The organism is Leptospira ryugenii, from assembly GCF_003114855.1.
GTDB lineage: Bacteria > Spirochaetota > Leptospiria > Leptospirales > Leptospiraceae > Leptospira_A > Leptospira_A ryugenii.
This window is the reverse complement of record NZ_BFBB01000002.1, coordinates 165,598-182,199: the sequence shown is the minus strand read 5'-3', so window position 1 is coordinate 182,199 and position 16,602 is coordinate 165,598. Positions and strand designations below refer to the sequence as shown.

The following is a 16,602-nucleotide window of genomic DNA, read 5'->3' as shown; positions in this document are numbered from 1 at the left end:
ATACTATTTCGAAATACTTCTGATGTCCCATATTGGAACACCCATAGCCTTTGCATTTTGAGTTAAAATAAATTCAGAAAAAATACATTTAGCCTTTTCTATAAAAGCGGCCTTGTTCTCTTTATTTAATCTTTTTGCAGAGTGCCATTTGTCCTGAAATGGAAAATCAGTTTCCTCACCAAACAACCATCTCAACAAAAACTTTTTATAATTCTCTGATATGGTTTTGTTCTCTGAAAAAAACTCTAGGTTTTTCAGAGAAAATACGTTTTCTATCATGAACCCTTTACCAAATGGTAAAATTTTCTTAAGATTTTGATAGCCAATGGAAAAAAGACTCGTTCGAACCCAATACTTTCCTTTCCATTCTCCGATGGCAACATCTTGATCCAGTCTGTCAACGTAACCGACAAAATCACCTCGTAGACAGCTTCTTATGCTACTTTTATGCAGAAACAAATTCAAATACTCTGAGCCTGAATAATTAACATTAAAAGTATCATTCGCAAAAAATAAAACCGTCTCATCATTGAGACGGTTTTCTGATCTTAAGTATTCTAATCCGACTTGGTAACCAGAAAACTCTCGAAATTTATTATTTCCTTTAATTATTCGAAAATCTTTACTTGATTTCGTTAGCTGGTTATCGACGACTATAACTGGAACGACTGAGCCAGTAATCTTGTATAAGAGATTTCGAAAAATATCCTCACCCGACTCTTTGTTTTTATTTGCATATTGCAAATAAATTCCGTAAATACTCATTACGAAATTAAGCTCTCTATTTCTCGGATTTTACTCTCCCATGAAAAGTGTTCTTTCGCGATTTTGTATGCATGGGTCTGGATAAATATTCTGAAATCAGCATCGCTCAGCAGTTTCACAACTCCCTTTGCAAAATCATCTGGGGTATCGGCCATGAGCGTATCCTTATTATGAGTATATGGCAGACCTTTCAATCCTATAGAAGTATTGACCGAAGCTTTTTTGCATGCTGAATATTGGTTTACCTTTCCACGCAAGCCTGCACCGGAAATAAGAGGTGAGATACAAATTGTGGATGAAAGTATCTCTGGAACGATATCCTCAACATAACCTGTAAATTTAATAGACGCATCATCTTTACATTTTTCAGCTAAGTTTTCAATTTTACCAGCACCGACGACTAACAGCTTATAATCGGGTATATATCTTTTTACAATTGGATGGACATTCTGTATATACCAAAAAATTCCGTCTACATTTGGAGGATGAAAGAAATTTCCTAAAAATAAGACAGAATTATTTATTGGTGTAAACTTCGCAGTCTCCAATCGATTCCAAATCGAAAAATCGGAAACGCAATGATTTATTACCTTGGGACGTAAGGGAGAAAATTTTGCAATAAAATCGGCATCATGGTCCGTTACTGCAATGGCTTCGTCACAGACCTCAAGTGCATACTTCTCAAGCAGGGCATACCGAATAAACAATTCTAAATCATCTGCAAAGTAACGTTTTGACCAATTTTCTGTTTGCACGAACCTTAAATAGTACGATAACGATAAACACTCCATATAAGTAAATATGATCCGTTTTCCGTAAGGTCTTAAGGTCTCTAGTAGATCTAAAGATTTATGATACTCTAAAAAAATTGCGTCAAAATCTTTGATCTCATTGGGATTCTGTTTTACCCATTTTCGAAAATACTCAACTTTAATGTCTCCAATATGAAAGAAAAAGTGGCCTTTGAGCTTATCTTTGATATATGAAAATGATTCTTTATCGTTTTCCGGGAAAAAGCTAGAGAGCAAATAGATGTCGTGATCCTTTGATAGGTGGAAAATGATATCGAAGATTCTTAGGCCTCCACCATGTAACACAGAAGGAAACATATTGGAGACAAAGAGAATCTTCTTTCTCTTCACTGGATCAGATGTCACCACATCAGGAATTGAAAATTTCTTCCCAATTTTGGATTCGTTTCCAAGCAATAGACTTACTAAATCTTTATGCAATTGAAGTGGACTCTTCGCTTCCCTAGAATAGATACCGATTAGATTTAAAAAAAAGGGTTTTAAATTAAATAAAATATTCTTATGCTCTGGGAAGAATACCTTTTTAATGAACTGCTCAAAGACATCATAACTCTGAAAAACGACTGCATTCAAATCAAGATGTTGTCTACTATGATAACTTACATTAGATGCCATTAAATCGCTCAAACGAAACCAAAGCGATTTCAAAAAACCCAACTTAAATATGAAGGCAAATAATTTCTTAACTATCTTTAACATCTTAAAAGCCAACTAGGAGTTACTTGAGTCCGAAAAATTTCTTTACCTTTGCGGAAATAATAAATGGAATATAGTATATCTTAAATGATATGCGACTTCTTAATTCCTTAATCACTGCCTGCGCCTCATCTCTTTGGGCCCTTACCTCGACATGTTCAACATCCCTTAATTGTTCGTGTTCTCTTTTGAGATCCTTGTATAATATGTCACACCTTTTAAATTGAAAATGCCATTCATTCCGTTCACCAGCTGGCAAAAAAAGATTTTGAATATTCAAATCTCTATCCAATTCTTTTAGATGATCCGCGAAGGGTATTTCTCCCAAAAATAGAACACCTAAGCCGTGTCCGAAAGAAAATTCATAGGAATGGTAATAATTATCTTTGATTTCGGACCAAAGTTTCCAGACTCCAAATTCATCTCTTCTCACAAGTGTATCATGAAATAAAATGATCCCATTGGGTTTCATTTTTGGTAACCAAGTATCAAAATCAGATTTTACCGCCTCATAAGTATGCAGACCATCGATATGAAGCACATCGATAGATTTGTCTGTAAAATAATGGACAGCCTCTTCAAATCTCATTTTCAATAGGGACACTGATTCATTGAAGTTTAGCTTTGTATAATGGCTGAGCTCATCGTAAACGGAAGTATCATAAAATCCTGCATGCTTTTCACCTTCAAAAGTATCGACACCGTAAAACTTTGTATCTATGTTAAAGATCCTTGCTGCTTCGGCGAAGGCACAAAATGAATTTCCTGTATGAACTCCAAGCTCCACAAGGACACCTGGTCTGACGTGTTGCATCAGATAATAAGCAAAGGGTAGATGTTTAACCCATGATTCAGGACTAACTAATCTTTTTGGGATAATATTTATAGCTGTAAGATCATATTTCATTTTTTCTCTACCTTAATCCTAAAATCATCATCTGAGAGTATAAGTAAACTTCCCAATTTGTATCTATCCTCTTTGGAAATATAATTGATTGTGATTAGATCATGTATGAAGTGATGTTGAACGTGGTTTTCCTGGTCGCCATCTGATAGAGCTATCGTAAAACTATATTTACCCACTCTCAGTCGAGGAAGCAATACTTCATAAACTACTTCTATTTCATCACCATTTTTAAGCGGACTGATTTTTCTATTGTAAACATAATTGTTAACTCCAAAGACTGGATATCCTTTTTCATCTTTTAGAAGTATACCTATCCCAGGATTCGGAAGCTCACTATGCGATTTCAATTTTAATCTAAATCTTAGTATTTCATTACCTTCTGTTAGACTATCGTATGGTCTATCACCAAACTCCAAATGAACATAAGTGAAGACAGCTCCTTTTTCTCCAAATGACTCACACTCCTCAATTTTAAGATCTCCATGCACATTTATCAATGAATTCTCAACATTTGACTTTTGTGAGTAACTCATTTTGGACACATAATCTCTTACAACTAAGTTCGGCTCTCCATCTTTAATTATCTTTCCATCTTCGATCCATATAACGCGCGATGAAAAGGCGATCACTGAAGGCATATCATGTGTAACTAAGATCAATGTTTTCTCACGCTCCTTGAAACTAAGCATTTTTCGAAAACATTTTTGAACGAATCGCATATCACCTACTGCCAGAGCCTCATCTACAATTAAAATCTCTGGATCTATTTGAATCGCACAGGCAAAAGCCAATCTAACAAACATTCCACTTGAATAGGAACGAACGGGCTGGTCTAAGAACTTTCCGATATCCGCAAACTCAATAATATCATTTATTTTTTCGGACATTTTATCTTTCGGTATACCGTTTATCGTACCATAAAAATAAATGTTTTCTCGGCCTGTTAAATCCGGATTAAATCCAGTTCCGAGTTCAAGAAGAGAGGATATACGTCCTTTTACGGATACATTGCCAGCACTCGGCGAGAGTATGCCAGTGATAATCTTCAGGAGAGTAGATTTACCACTACCATTTTGACCTATAATGGCAACGGCTTCTCCCTTTTTGATGGAAAGGTTTATATCATTTAAAGCAAAGAATTCTTTGTGATATTTTTTACCAAATATATTTAAGGATTCTTTGAGTCTATCCAAGTTGGAAAGATACAACTTGAACATCTTTGATATATTTTCGATTTTTATAACTTCTTGCATTTACATAACATCCGCAAAGTGAGTTCTCATCCTTCTGAATAAAATCATACCGAAGATGAGTAAAACGGAAGTAATTCCCCAGAAAAAAACGGTTTCAAATTGCCTTTCAAAAAACCATACACTGCCTATTAGAGAATCGCGATAGCCTTGGACTATATAGGCTGCCGGATTTAAACTAATGATGAATTGGTATTTCTCAGGTAAAATTTTTTGGCTCCAAAATATTGGCGTAATCCAAAAGCCAAATTGTATAGAAATTGCAACAATTTGACTCATATCTCTCACAAACACAACTACGGCCGAGGTTATCCAGATAATAGCTAAACTAAAAACCATCGTGCAAAAAATGAAATATATTATTTGTATTTTATAAATGTGATTATCGCCCGCATTAATCCAGACAAAGAGCAAACTAAGAAATGTAATAAAAAATAAATGAATGAAAGAAATGGAGATTATCTTAATAATGGGAAGGGTGCTGACTCGAAATACGATCTTCTTAACTAGATACGGCTTTTCCACGATGGAGTTTGTTCCATACAATATCAGTTCGCTTAAATGCAACCAAGGAAAAAAACCAGCCAATAGCCAGTATATATAAGGTATATCCTCCACTGGTTGCGCCCTAAAGCCAAGGCTAAACACAAACCAGAGGATCGATACTTGAATCAACGGATTGACGAACGCCCAGATTACGCCAAGTATGTTGCTCGCAAATCTTTGCTTAAAGTCTTGTCTTGCCAATTCAAAAATAAGATTTCTATTCTTAACAAGATCTGCAAGAAACAGAAAGAAATCATGAATATCAGAAATCAGTTTCATGAGGTCCTATTCCTGTTTCAAAGTTTTGTTTATTTTTTCTAATATTTTCTACTTCATTTTTCAACTCTTCATACTCCCTTTTCTTCACTTCAAAGAATTCAAGGGTCAATCTCGCTTTTTCTTCAAGCCCTTGAGGCGTTAATAGATAAGCATAGGCAATTTTATTCTTGTTATTCCTAAAATTCTTTATCTTGAGTAAACCTTTTTCGATGAGGGCATTGATTACATAATTGGTTTTCCCTAAACTCAAGCCCATCAAATCGGAAACCTCCCTTTGCGAAAGATAAGGATTTTCCTCTAATAGTTTTAGTATTCTGTATTTTTTATCTTCAATCACGGGTACAGTTAAAAATCGCAATGTCACGGTAAAACGATACTCGCGAATCTTAGATTTTTTTTGGGGAAAATTATAGTTATTCGAAATTTAATATTAATAATTGCAAAATAAGTCATTGAACAAGAAAGAATATTCATCCTCTATGAAATCTTAAATCAATCCGGCAAGGCGTTTGGGAAACCTTTTATATAAAACTATACCTATTTATTTAAGTCTTTCTAAATACCAATCGATGGTCTTTTCAATTCCCGTTTCAAAATTCTCTTCTGCTTTCCAGCTTAACTCTGTTTCGATTTTATTTGCATCAATCGCGTATCGTTTATCATGCCCAGGTCGATCAGCTACATAAGTTATCAAATCTTTGTATGACTTTCCATTTGATCGAGGTTTCTTTTTATCAAGAATCTCACATATTTTATTCACAATATAATTATTGTTTCGCTCGTTACGACCACCTATGTTATATGTCTCGCCGGATCGTCCTTTTCGGAAAGCAAGATCGATCCCTTTTGCGTGATCTAAAACATAAAGCCAGTCTCTAACGTTTGTACCTTGACCATAGATTGGGATTGGTTCTTCAGCTAAGGATTTTCGCATTATGGTAGGAATCAACTTTTCAGCATGTTGTTTTGGTCCATAGTTGTTGGAACAATTCGTAATTATTGTATTCATACCATAAGTGTGGTGGTAACTTCTCACAACAAAATCACTTCCTGCCTTACTGGCACTATAGGGGGAATTTGGTGCGTAAGGCGTAGTTTCCTCGAACAAACCAGTTTCTCCCAAACTACCATAAACCTCATCTGTAGAGACATGGTGGAACCGGCTTGACTCATAACCTTTCTTTATATGAAAAGGTTTTTCCATCCAATGAATATAGGCCTGGTGTATCAAAACAAATGTACCTATAACGTTTGTTTGTAAAAATATTTCTGGGTCTGCAATAGAATTGTCGACATGACTCTCTGCTGCGAAATGGATCACACCTTTGATATCATATTCGGAAAACAGTTTTGCGACTAGAGATTTATCTTTTATATCGCCTTGCACAAAAGTATATCTGGGATGATTCTTTATTTCAGCTAAATTTTCTATCTTACCTGCGTAGGTTAGTAGATCCAGATTTATTAGGTGTGTTTCTGGATTAGTTTCTAGAAAATAGGGAATAAAATTTGATCCGATGAATCCTGCTCCACCCGTTACTAATATGACTTGAGGCATTACTTCTTTTCCTTTCTTTGATTAAAATTATAAGTAGATTCGATTATATACAGTGGCCGACTTTTTACTTCTTCGAAAATCCTTGCGATGTATTCACCTAATATACCAATGGAGATAAGAATCGAACCTCCAATAATACATAAGAGGGCTACAATTGTTGCCCACCCAGGATTGTAGACTAAATTAGGATATAATCCAGAGTAGTGCATCCAAGCCTTTATCACAGCAGTTAATCCAATTATAAAGCCGGTGATTGCAATTATAATACCAAGCGATAGACTAAGTCTCAAAGGAAGCGGAGAAAAGGATATAGCAGCATTCATTGCCAGGGTCAACATTTTTCTAAGAGGATATTTGGTTTCACCAGCTGATCTGGCAGCTCGTTTGTAGATAACAGGTGTTTGGGGAAATCCCACCCATGCGCCCATACCTCTTAAAAACCGATGTTTTTCGCGCATAAGTTTGATTGCATCAAGGCAGGGTCTCGAAATCAAACGGAAGTCTCCTGAATCTAGTGGAAGATCTTTATGGACAAGGATCTTCATCAAGCGATAGAACAACCAGGCACTCGCTAACTTAAACCACGACTCGCCGACTCTCTCTTCTCTTTTTCCATAAACTACATCAAAACCTTCACGGTATTTTGCCAACATCTCCCAAATGACTTCAGGAGGATCCTGGAGGTCAGCATCCATGATCACAACAGCATCTCCTGTAGCAAAATCCATTCCCGCTGTAACAGCAATTTGATGTCCAAAATTTCTGGCAAAATTTATTATTTTGACCTTCTTATCACTAGATGCCCATTTTACGAGCTCTTCAATCGTACGATCCGTACTTCCGTCATTGATTAAAATTATTTCTGACTTACACGGAAAGGTAGGAATTACTTTCTCTAAAGAACTCCTTAAAAAAGGTAGAGCTTTCTCTTCATTGTAACAAGGAATTACTAGGCTTAGTAAGTTAGGATTTTTTCTTTTTTTAAGCGAATAATAAGAACTCACAAAAACTTTATCCTTTCCCTCAAATCAATTTATTTCTTTCAAACAGAGTTCTAAACTCTTACGCCAATGAGGAATTTCTATCTTTAAGTGCTCTTTAATTTTTGACTTATCTAAAACTGAATAAGCTGGTCTTCTAGCGGGAGTTGGATAGTCTTTTGTTTCAATAGGGAAAACTTTCACAGAAGGGTTAACAGCTTGCACAATATCGAATGCAAAATCATACCAACTTGCTACTCCTTCATTAGAATAATGATAAATCCCTGATACTGCAGGATTAACTACTACACATAAACAAACAACCGCTAAATCACGAGCCCAAGTGGGTGTACCAATTTGGTCATAAATAACTCTTAATTCTTTTCTTTCCTTAGAAAGCCGCATCATGGTTTTCATAAAATTATTGCCAAATTTGGAATAGAGCCAAGACGTTCTTATGACAACTGCATTTGATAGATGTGCTAAAACTAACTCCTCACCCTTGGCTTTGCTTTTGCCATAGATGGAAACTGGCGAAATTTTCTCTGTTTCTTTTAACGGTCTGTTTGACTCACCGTTGAATACAAAATCAGTCGAGATATGAATGAGTCTTAAGTTAAGTTTAGCACATACCTTTGCCAAAACTTCTGGTATCAATGCATTCCCTAGTTCTGCACTCTCTATTTCCTTTTCTGCTAAATCGACAGCAGTGTATGCGGCCGCATTAATGATAGTTTGGATTTGGTTTTCCTTTAAGAATGCAGAGACAGATGATTCATCATCGAGAGACAAATCCTCGCGTTTCAAATAAACAATCTCAATTTGGTCTCGAAATCTGGATGAAACTTCTCTAATTTCAGAGCCCAGTTGACCGCTAGCTCCAGTAACTAATACTTTAATCATAAAGGTGACTCGTCAAAAATACGTCCGCCTCTTGAATAGTTTTTCCAATTTTATCTTTATCAGAAAGAATCAAGTCGGTATCAGGTATCTGCCAATCGATTCCAATGGAAGGATCGTTCCAAATAATGGACCTCTCCGATTCCTTTGAATAATAATTGTCGACTTTATAAGAGAATATAGCTTCTTCGCTTAACACTAAAAAGCCGTGTGCAAAACCCCTTGGAATCAGCAATTGTTTCTTATTTTCTTCAGAAAGTTCAATTGAGACATGTTTTCCAAATTGCTTTGAATCTTTTCGAATATCCACGGCTACATCCAAAACCCTACCCTTGATCACTCGCACCAATTTTGTTTGAGCAAATGGAGGGAGTTGATAATGCAATCCGCGTAAAACACCTTTGTTTGACTTTGATTCGTTGTCTTGGACCCAATGGAATCTTCTACTGGCGCTTTCCAAAAGATCTTCGCGAAAACTCTCGAAAAAGTATCCTCTTTCATCTCCCCAAATTTTAGGTTCAATGACTAAAACTTCGTTTAAGCTGGTTTCTGTAATCTTCATGTCGAGAGACCACTTATTACCTTTCTATTTGCACGCTCGATTAAATATCTACCATACTGATTCTTCTTGAGTGGCTCTGCCAAACTAAGTAGCTTATCTTTGTTTATATACCCCATCTCAAAGGCAATCTCTTCCAGACACGCAATCTTTAATCCCTGCCTTCTTTCGATCACCTCAATGAAGTTAGATGCCTCTAACAAACTTTCATGTGTACCTGTATCTAACCATGCATAGCCTCTTCCCATCACATTTACATCGAGCAATCCACGCTCCAAATAAATTTGGTTTACAGACGTTATCTCCAACTCTCCTCGATGAGAAGGCTGAATTGATTTCGCTACTTTGACAATGTCATTTGTGTAAAAATACAATCCCACTACTGCATAGTTGCTTTTGGGGACTTTTGGTTTCTCTTCTATAGAGAGTGCCTTCCCTTCCGCATCGAATTCAACAACTCCATAACGTTCGGGATCGTTTACATAGTATCCAAATACAACAGACCTTTTTTCGTTTTTAACCTTGGCTACCGAGTTTCTAAGTAAATCAATGAATCCATGCCCATAGAATATATTATCGCCTAAGACCAAACAAGCATCATCTCCAGCCAGGAACTCTTCACCTAACAGAAATGCTTGCGCTAATCCGTCTGGAGAGGGTTGTATTTTGTATTCGATACGCAATCCTAAATCACTCCCGTCTCCAAAAATCTCTCGGAAGCGATCTGTGTCCATAGGCGTTGAGATGATGAGTATTTCACGAATCCCGGCAAGCATAAGTACCGAAAGAGGGTAGTAAATCATTGGTTTGTCGTACACTGGCAGGAGTTGTTTGACAACGCCGCGAGTAATGGGGTACAGTCGGGTGCCGGATCCACCCGCAAGAATGATGCCTTTCATGCTAATTTCCTAAAACTTTTAAGGGCCCAAGGCATAGCTTCGCCCCCTGAGTCCCATGCAGTCAAAAAAACAGCAAATTCCTCCTCCGTCAAGCAAACCGTTCATCTCATGAACGTAAAAAATTGATTTATGTCTCATAAAATGCTTGTACTTTCCCCTCTTTTTAAGGAAATCGGTAGAGAACCATGCTGCCATCCCCAAACCAAGTCCTTCTCATCCGAACACATGACAAACCTGGGCTAATCCATACGGTGACCGGAGCCCTTCTCGCCGAAAAAGCAAACATTCTAGCGAACCATGAGTTTGTAGACCCTATCGAGGGGATGTTCTTCATGAGGACGGAATTTTCAGGCCCAAACCAAAAACAATCCCTTCTAGCCACCTTGGGGAAACTTCTGCCAGGCTCTCATATGGAATTACGCACATTAGAAAGACCAAAGATCGTTATTTTTGCCACAAAGGAAGGCCATTGCCTAGGGGACATATTGCTCCGCCAGCGATTTGGGGAATTGGACGTATCGATCGAAGCAGTGGTCGCCAACCACCCGGATTTGGGCTCTCTCGTTCAGGACTTCCACATTCCCTTCTTCCATATCCCGACCCAGGAAAACCAGAGAGAGGAACAAGAGAGCCAGGTTCTGAAAACTCTGTCCCATCTGCCATTTGACTATTTGGTCTTAGCCAAATACATGCGGATCTTAAGCCCAAAATTTGTGGAGACATTTCCTTTACGGATCATCAATATCCACCACTCCTTCCTACCTGCCTTCATTGGCGCCAATCCGTACGCACAGGCTTATGAAAGAGGTGTAAAACTCATAGGTGCCACGGCACATTTTGTCACCGAGTCTTTAGATGAGGGCCCCATCCTTGCGCAAGATGTGATTGCCGTCGATCACACCTTCACCAAAGAAAAACTTATGTTAAACGGAAAGGATATTGAGAAAGTCGTGTTAGCCCGAGCATTGCGTATCGTTTTTGAACATAGGGTCATCGTCTGGAAGAATAAAACAATAATATTTGGTTAAAGTCTTGACCCATGAATGATTTGGCATTTTTTTTCCCATATTGATTTATGAATCCAATTAAACATGCAACCGTACCTTACAATGTATTGATTCGTTTTGTCCAAGCATCAGGCGCTTTGTTTTTTTCTGATGTGGAAGAACATTATTTGCATGAGAGCGAAAGCCTCATCTCTCCTTATCCAACTGCCATCATAGGAAATCATGTTTCCGAAATCGATATCCCTTCCCTTGCCATTGTGTACAGAAAGTTAAACCCAAAAATCAAAATGACGATTCCTGCTCGTGAAGATATCATGAGAAAGGATTTTTTGACAAAAGAATTTCGGACAAAAGGACTGACAAAACTATTGCTGAAAGGGATCGATAAATCAGGTATGATCCCTTTTCTATTGGCTTATATCGGCTGTATGCCCATCAAACGTCCGTTCCGTGACAATAGCCGTGAACTCATTAAAAAAGGCGAGTTAAGGGAAACAGTTGACTCCGAATGGAACACTTTGGTCACCAATATTGACCTGGGGAGAAATCTATTCATGTTTCCAGAAGGAACATACAGCCAAGATGGATTTTTAAACCAAATCAAACGCGGTGTTTTTTATTTAAAATCAAAAGTTCCCACGATTCATTTCAATTATTTTAATCTTACCTATGATACTTTGAGTTTTAAAAAATCCAAATTACACATTACTTATGGACTTCCCTTCCAAATCCGTGAAGAGGAAAGCCCCGATGCCGTTGCCAAACTTGTAGAAGACAAATTGGGAAAGGCATTTGTTTTGACCTTGGGAAATATTTTATCTTATACCTTGTTGAAATTTGAAGAAGGGACTGTGATCCCTTTAGAAAATCTGAGGAAACAAATTGCTACTTTACGCGATCGAATCCTAGAAAACCATCCAGAATTGAAAATGGGTTCCGAATTGAAAAAATTCAGCGATCTTACCTTCTTAAAGACTGCCTTACAAAAAATAGAAAAGGCAAAACTCATCCAACAAGTAGAAGGAAAGATCAAGATTTTGGGAAACCTAACAGCGGTTCCCAAATCACTCCACCAGCTGAAAAAACACAATGTTGTTCTTTACCACAAAAACCAACTTAGAATGCATCTAAACAAATTAGATGCACTTTTTCCAGCAATGTAATACAGGATTATGATCTGGCAAAGCTTTATAGCTTTGCCGCAAGTTTCGTTCCCTGCTCAATCGCTCGTTTTGCGTCCAATTCTCCTGCTTCGTCGGCTCCTCCGATCAGATGCACAGGGATCCCGGCTCTTTCAAGTTCCGGTAGTAAATCGCGTTTAGGCTCCTGGCCTGCACAGAGTATGATACTGTCTGCCTCTATGAGTCGCTCGCCCGCTTTGGTGTTGATTGTGATCCCTCGGTCATCGATTTTTTTATATTCCACACCTGAGATTTGTTCCACCTTTCTATCTTCCAAAGATGTTTTGTGGATCCAACCCGTCGTCTTCCCAAGAGTAGAACCAAACTTACTATTGGATCGTTTCAGCATCACAACCTTTCTGTCCGATTTTGTTTCGACCTTTGTCGTTAAACCACCGTTTTGTGTAATACTAGGATCAATCCCCCACTCCTTCCAATAGTTTTCTTTGGTGAAAGCATGCCCTGCATCTGTTAGATACAAACTCACATCAAATCCAATGCCTCCCGCTCCGATCACCACAACACTCTTTCCTGGCTGTTTTGATTTTAAAATAAGATCCGCGTAAGTGATGACTTTAGAATTCTCGACTCCTGGAATGGCAGGTATCCTTGGGCTTACACCCGTTGCCAGGACAACCTCATCGTATTTTTTTTGGATCAAATCGTCTGCTCCTACTTTCATCTGTAGATGCAAACGAACACCGGTGCTTTGGATACGATTTCGGAAATATCGAATGGTTTCATTGAACTCTTCTTTTCCAGGAATCCTTCTGGCAATATTCAATTGACCACCTAACTCGCTAGAGGCATCATAAAGGTCTACCTCATGCCCTCGTTCGGCCAATGTAGTTGCACAAGACATACCTCCAGGTCCCGCACCCACAACAGCGATCTTTTTTTTCTTCTCAGCAGGGCGGATGACAATTTCTGTTTCATGGCAGGCTCTCGGGTTGACAAGGCAACTTGCAGTTTTACCTACAAAGATATGGTCAAGGCAGGCTTGGTTACAGGCAATGCAGGTGTTGATTTCTTCCGATTTACCTTCCTTCGCTTTCTTCACAAACATAGGATCTGCAAGAAAAGGCCTTGCCATTGAAACCAAATCGGCATCACCTCTCGCGAGGATCTCTTCTGCCAACTCGGGCGTATTGATACGGTTGGATGTAATAAGAGGGATTTTCACATGGCCTTTTACTTTGGCAGTGACCCAAGTAAATGCTGCCCTAGGTACCATCATCGCTATCGTTGGAATCCTTGCTTCATGCCAACCGATCCCAGTATTGATGATGCTTGCTCCCGCTTTTTCCACCTCTTTTGCCAGGTATACCACCTCATCTATGTTACCTCCCTCTTCCACAAGGTCTAACATGGACAAACGGTATATGATGATAAAGTCATTGCCGACTTTTTTTCTGACAGCCTTTAAGATTTCCAAAGGAAACCTAATTCGATTTTCAAAGCTACCTCCCCAATCATCTTCTCTTTGGTTCGTTCGCTTCGCAATGAATTGGTTGATGAGATAACCTTCAGATCCCATTACCTCTACTCCATCATAACCAGCTTCCCTTGCTAAACTCGCACAAGTAGCGAATTCTTCTATGGTCCTCATGATTTCCTCTTCCGTTAATGGGTGGGGTTTGAACATATTGATCGGAGCGCGGAGAGGCGACGGAGCCACGATCTTATCATGGTAGCCATATCTTCCCGTGTGTAAAATTTGCATGGCGATCTTACCACCGGCTTCGTGAACAGCCTTTGTCACGACTCTATGGTGTAAGGCCTCTTCCATAGTATCCATGACACTACCGCCCTTTGCCACTCGCCCGGCTTCACTTGGTGCGATCCCTCCGGTAACGATGAGAGCACAGTCTCCTTTCGCTCGCTCTCCATAAAAGGCAGCCATACGATCGTAGCCATTTTCAGCCTCCTCTAAGCCTGTGTGCATGGAACCCATAAGAGTTCTGTTTTTGAGAGTGGTAAACCCTAGGTCAAGTGGTGAAAGTAAATGCGGAAATGAATTCATACCACAATGAGAAGAAGCGGCATCCATTTGGCAAGAGAATCCTAAAGGAATTGATAGGATTTATACGCAAGAAAAAGGTAGGAAATCTAAAAATGAAAAAAGAAAATCCTAGATCATAAAAATTCACTTAAAACCCTGGTAATAGAATTATGAATCAATTATGCAGATGTATTTTTTTGTCAATAACACTCATTAGTTGCCATAAACCAGAACTAAGCCAATTTTGTGAGGTCGGCTCTGATTCTTTTTTTTTCCAGGTGTTGTTTCGGGACTTTACCAAATCACAGAGCCCAGTCTGCGGTCTTCGTTTTTCGAACCCAAGCTCTGATAGCATCAAAGCCTGCGAGCTCACGAATGAAGCTGCTATCAAAGCGGAAAATTGGAATGCCATCAAAAACGAGATGGAATCCCAATTTTTAAAGGGAAGTTCAGGAACCGAAACCGTTTCTAGTTATGGTGGAGCAGTTCCAAGCTATGTTACCGAATCCTTCCAAACGGCTCTCATTTCAAGTAGTGATGAAATCTTTTTCATTCCTTATCGTGGTACGAACTTTATTAAGGTAAACCCTCGCACCAATGCAGTGAGCACCTTAGCACCTTATTCTGGAGTCATTTTTTATATTGGAGGTGCGATGACTCAAGCAGATATAATTTACTTAGCCCCCCACCTAACAAATATTTTTTATGCATATAATATCAAAAATAACACGGTATCAAGCATTGGAACCCAATCCATAGCTGGAAGTGCCTTTAGTGGTGGTATCACATCTAGAAATGGCATCGTATATTTCAACCCAAGTGGGGAGTTAAAAGTTTGGTATTACAACACAACGACAAACACTTTTGGTTCTATCAATACTGCCTTATCCGGCTCGTATGCAGCATCAGTACTTGCCCCGAACGGCAAAATCTATATGATACCCTTTGATGCAACGGAAGTCATTAAAATAGATCCTGATAGCCAAAGCATCCAGACGATAGGACCAACCATTGTGGGGACAGCAAAGTACATCAGTGGGGTCTTGACTCCAGATGGAAAGATCTATATGATTCCCTATGAAAATGATACCCTTCGGTATATAGATACAAATACAGACTCTATTGTTAGCTTTGGCCCAACACTCAGTCCTACAAGTCCAGGAAAATTCAACGGGGCAGTACTTGCTCCCAATGGAAAGATCTATCTCATTCCTTATGGCAACCTCACTTTTGCGTCCATTGATACTAGAAATGGAAATGCATACGCCACATTTGGAACAAATCCAAATGGTGCTTTTCGTGGTGGTGCCCTCACAAGCGATGGAAAGATCTATCTATCCCCTTATCAAGTGAATTCATTTTATTATATCGATACAAAGTCAGTAGGAAGCTTTTGTCTACCGATTCGGTTTGCAAGCTACTGGAACAAACATTGAAGCAAAGAATTCAATTTTCTCTTTTCTCTGCGTTCTTTCTGTCCTGTATTTTACAATGTACGACGATAGGATTTCATGAAGATTCAATACGGGAGAGAATGGATTTTGGAGAATGGAAATCTTTGCATATATGTATCCTTAAAGAAGATGGATTTGCAGAAGATGAGCTAAAGGAATTGTACCTTGCATGGGGAAAAGAATTAGAACTTTATAAGATACGTTTACATGTCAGTCGGCAAACAACAGTGGAAAGGCCAGGATTTTATGGTTGGGATATCTTAGCGTATTTAAGAAGTCTATCTTTACCTTCCGATTGCGATCGATTGGTATATCTCAAAGGAAGGAAATGGTCAGATATAGGCTTTGAGTTTTTTTCACTTGGAATGCTTTGGGGGATAGGCTTGAAACTAGAAGTCCAGGGTGCAGTAGAAACAGAAACACGTACTCGTGGGTATATCAAAGGCAAATATATTTCCACATTGCAGCTGTTATTTACCAGTCCAAAATCAACTCTCATCCATGAAGGTTACCACCTCTTAGGCTGTGACCATCAATTGTGGATGGAAGCCTGTTACGTTCGTATCAAAACATTAAAACAAGCAAAAGAGGAAAATTCAAAATCAGAAACTTTTTTTCCAGGTTTGGATATGCGAAACCAACCTATACTGAAACGGGAATTAGTTGATCAGACCTTTTTACAGCCTTAATTCCCAGATTGTATACAAGTAGAATCGTCCAGTTTGTCCTTGGATTTTGTTTGCACTTGACTTGACAGTCTAAGGGAACATTCGATCCTTGAGCCTAAGACACGCCTAAGTTAGAGGC

At 38.6% G+C, this 16,602-nt stretch carries 16 protein-coding genes; 4 read left to right on the top strand and 12 right to left on the bottom strand.

Annotated elements, in window-relative coordinates:
- Positions 1 to 3 precede the first annotated feature (3 nt).
- The 11 genes from DI060_RS01515 to rfbA all read right to left on the bottom strand — a co-directional run bounded on the left by DI060_RS01515 (position 4) and on the right by rfbA (position 10,151).
- Positions 4 to 765, bottom strand: coding sequence for a hypothetical protein (locus DI060_RS01515; RefSeq protein ID WP_108972979.1), 762 nt, complete (start codon positions 763 to 765; stop codon positions 4 to 6).
- The gene (locus DI060_RS01510; protein ID WP_135354967.1) at positions 765 to 2,276 is read right to left on the bottom strand and encodes a glycosyltransferase family 4 protein; all 1,512 of its coding nucleotides are present in this window, start codon (positions 2,274 to 2,276) and stop codon (positions 765 to 767) included. The genes DI060_RS01515 and DI060_RS01510 overlap by 1 nt, the downstream gene beginning before the upstream one ends.
- Positions 2,277 to 2,295: 19 nt before the next feature.
- The gene (locus DI060_RS01505; protein ID WP_108972975.1) at positions 2,296 to 3,180 is read right to left on the bottom strand and encodes a class I SAM-dependent methyltransferase; all 885 of its coding nucleotides are present in this window, start codon (positions 3,178 to 3,180) and stop codon (positions 2,296 to 2,298) included.
- The gene (locus tag DI060_RS01500) at positions 3,177 to 4,397 is read right to left on the bottom strand and encodes an ABC transporter ATP-binding protein (RefSeq protein WP_209451970.1); all 1,221 of its coding nucleotides are present in this window, start codon (positions 4,395 to 4,397) and stop codon (positions 3,177 to 3,179) included. Before DI060_RS01500 ends, DI060_RS01505 begins: the two co-directional genes overlap by 4 nt.
- Before the next feature lie 36 nt (positions 4,398 to 4,433).
- Positions 4,434 to 5,255 (bottom strand): ABC transporter permease, encoded by an 822-nt coding sequence (locus DI060_RS01495; RefSeq protein ID WP_108972969.1) that lies wholly within the window; start codon positions 5,253 to 5,255, stop codon positions 4,434 to 4,436.
- Entirely contained in the window at positions 5,239 to 5,592 is a 354-nt protein-coding gene (locus tag DI060_RS01490; RefSeq protein WP_108973983.1) for a MarR family EPS-associated transcriptional regulator, read from the bottom strand. Before DI060_RS01490 ends, DI060_RS01495 begins: the two co-directional genes overlap by 17 nt.
- Before the next feature lie 204 nt (positions 5,593 to 5,796).
- Positions 5,797 to 6,813: a dTDP-glucose 4,6-dehydratase gene (gene rfbB / locus DI060_RS01485; RefSeq protein WP_108972967.1), complete on the bottom strand. Its 1,017-nt coding sequence runs from the start codon at positions 6,811 to 6,813 to the stop codon at positions 5,797 to 5,799.
- Positions 6,813 to 7,817 carry a glycosyltransferase family 2 protein gene (locus DI060_RS01480; RefSeq protein WP_108972965.1) on the bottom strand — a complete coding sequence of 335 codons (1,005 nt, stop codon included), beginning with the start codon at positions 7,815 to 7,817 and terminating at the stop codon, positions 6,813 to 6,815. Before DI060_RS01480 ends, rfbB begins: the two co-directional genes overlap by 1 nt.
- Before the next feature lie 24 nt (positions 7,818 to 7,841).
- Positions 7,842 to 8,696: a dTDP-4-dehydrorhamnose reductase gene (rfbD, locus tag DI060_RS01475; RefSeq protein WP_209451969.1), complete on the bottom strand. Its 855-nt coding sequence runs from the start codon at positions 8,694 to 8,696 to the stop codon at positions 7,842 to 7,844.
- On the bottom strand, positions 8,689 to 9,255 hold the full coding sequence (gene rfbC / locus DI060_RS01470; protein WP_108972963.1) for a dTDP-4-dehydrorhamnose 3,5-epimerase: 567 nt from the start codon (positions 9,253 to 9,255) through the stop codon (positions 8,689 to 8,691). Before rfbC ends, rfbD begins: the two co-directional genes overlap by 8 nt.
- On the bottom strand, positions 9,252 to 10,151 hold the full coding sequence (rfbA, locus tag DI060_RS01465) for a glucose-1-phosphate thymidylyltransferase RfbA (RefSeq protein WP_108972961.1): 900 nt from the start codon (positions 10,149 to 10,151) through the stop codon (positions 9,252 to 9,254). The genes rfbC and rfbA overlap by 4 nt, the downstream gene beginning before the upstream one ends.
- A 185-nt stretch (positions 10,152 to 10,336) precedes the next feature.
- Between rfbA and purU the strand changes: the two genes are divergently transcribed.
- Together purU and DI060_RS01455 are read left to right on the top strand one after the other, a co-directional pair.
- The gene (gene purU, locus DI060_RS01460) at positions 10,337 to 11,179 is read left to right on the top strand and encodes a formyltetrahydrofolate deformylase (protein ID WP_108972959.1); all 843 of its coding nucleotides are present in this window, start codon (positions 10,337 to 10,339) and stop codon (positions 11,177 to 11,179) included.
- A 47-nt stretch (positions 11,180 to 11,226) separates the two neighbouring features.
- Positions 11,227 to 12,321, top strand: a complete 1,095-nt coding sequence (locus DI060_RS01455) for a lysophospholipid acyltransferase family protein (protein WP_108972957.1) — start codon at positions 11,227 to 11,229, stop codon at positions 12,319 to 12,321.
- A 25-nt stretch (positions 12,322 to 12,346) separates the two neighbouring features.
- Here DI060_RS01455 and DI060_RS01450 read toward each other — a convergent pair whose 3' ends face one another.
- Positions 12,347 to 14,362 (bottom strand): oxidoreductase, encoded by a 2,016-nt coding sequence (locus DI060_RS01450; RefSeq protein ID WP_108973978.1) that lies wholly within the window; start codon positions 14,360 to 14,362, stop codon positions 12,347 to 12,349.
- 176 nt (positions 14,363 to 14,538) lie between these two features.
- Here DI060_RS01450 and DI060_RS01445 point away from each other — a divergent pair, with 176 nt between their 5' ends.
- Both DI060_RS01445 and DI060_RS01440 read left to right on the top strand, forming a co-directional pair.
- The gene (locus tag DI060_RS01445) at positions 14,539 to 15,777 is read left to right on the top strand and encodes a Kelch repeat-containing protein (protein WP_108972955.1); all 1,239 of its coding nucleotides are present in this window, start codon (positions 14,539 to 14,541) and stop codon (positions 15,775 to 15,777) included.
- Between the two features lie 98 nt (positions 15,778 to 15,875).
- Entirely contained in the window at positions 15,876 to 16,484 is a 609-nt protein-coding gene (locus tag DI060_RS01440; protein WP_244594246.1) for a hypothetical protein, read from the top strand.
- The last annotated feature ends 118 nt before the right edge of the window (positions 16,485 to 16,602 follow it).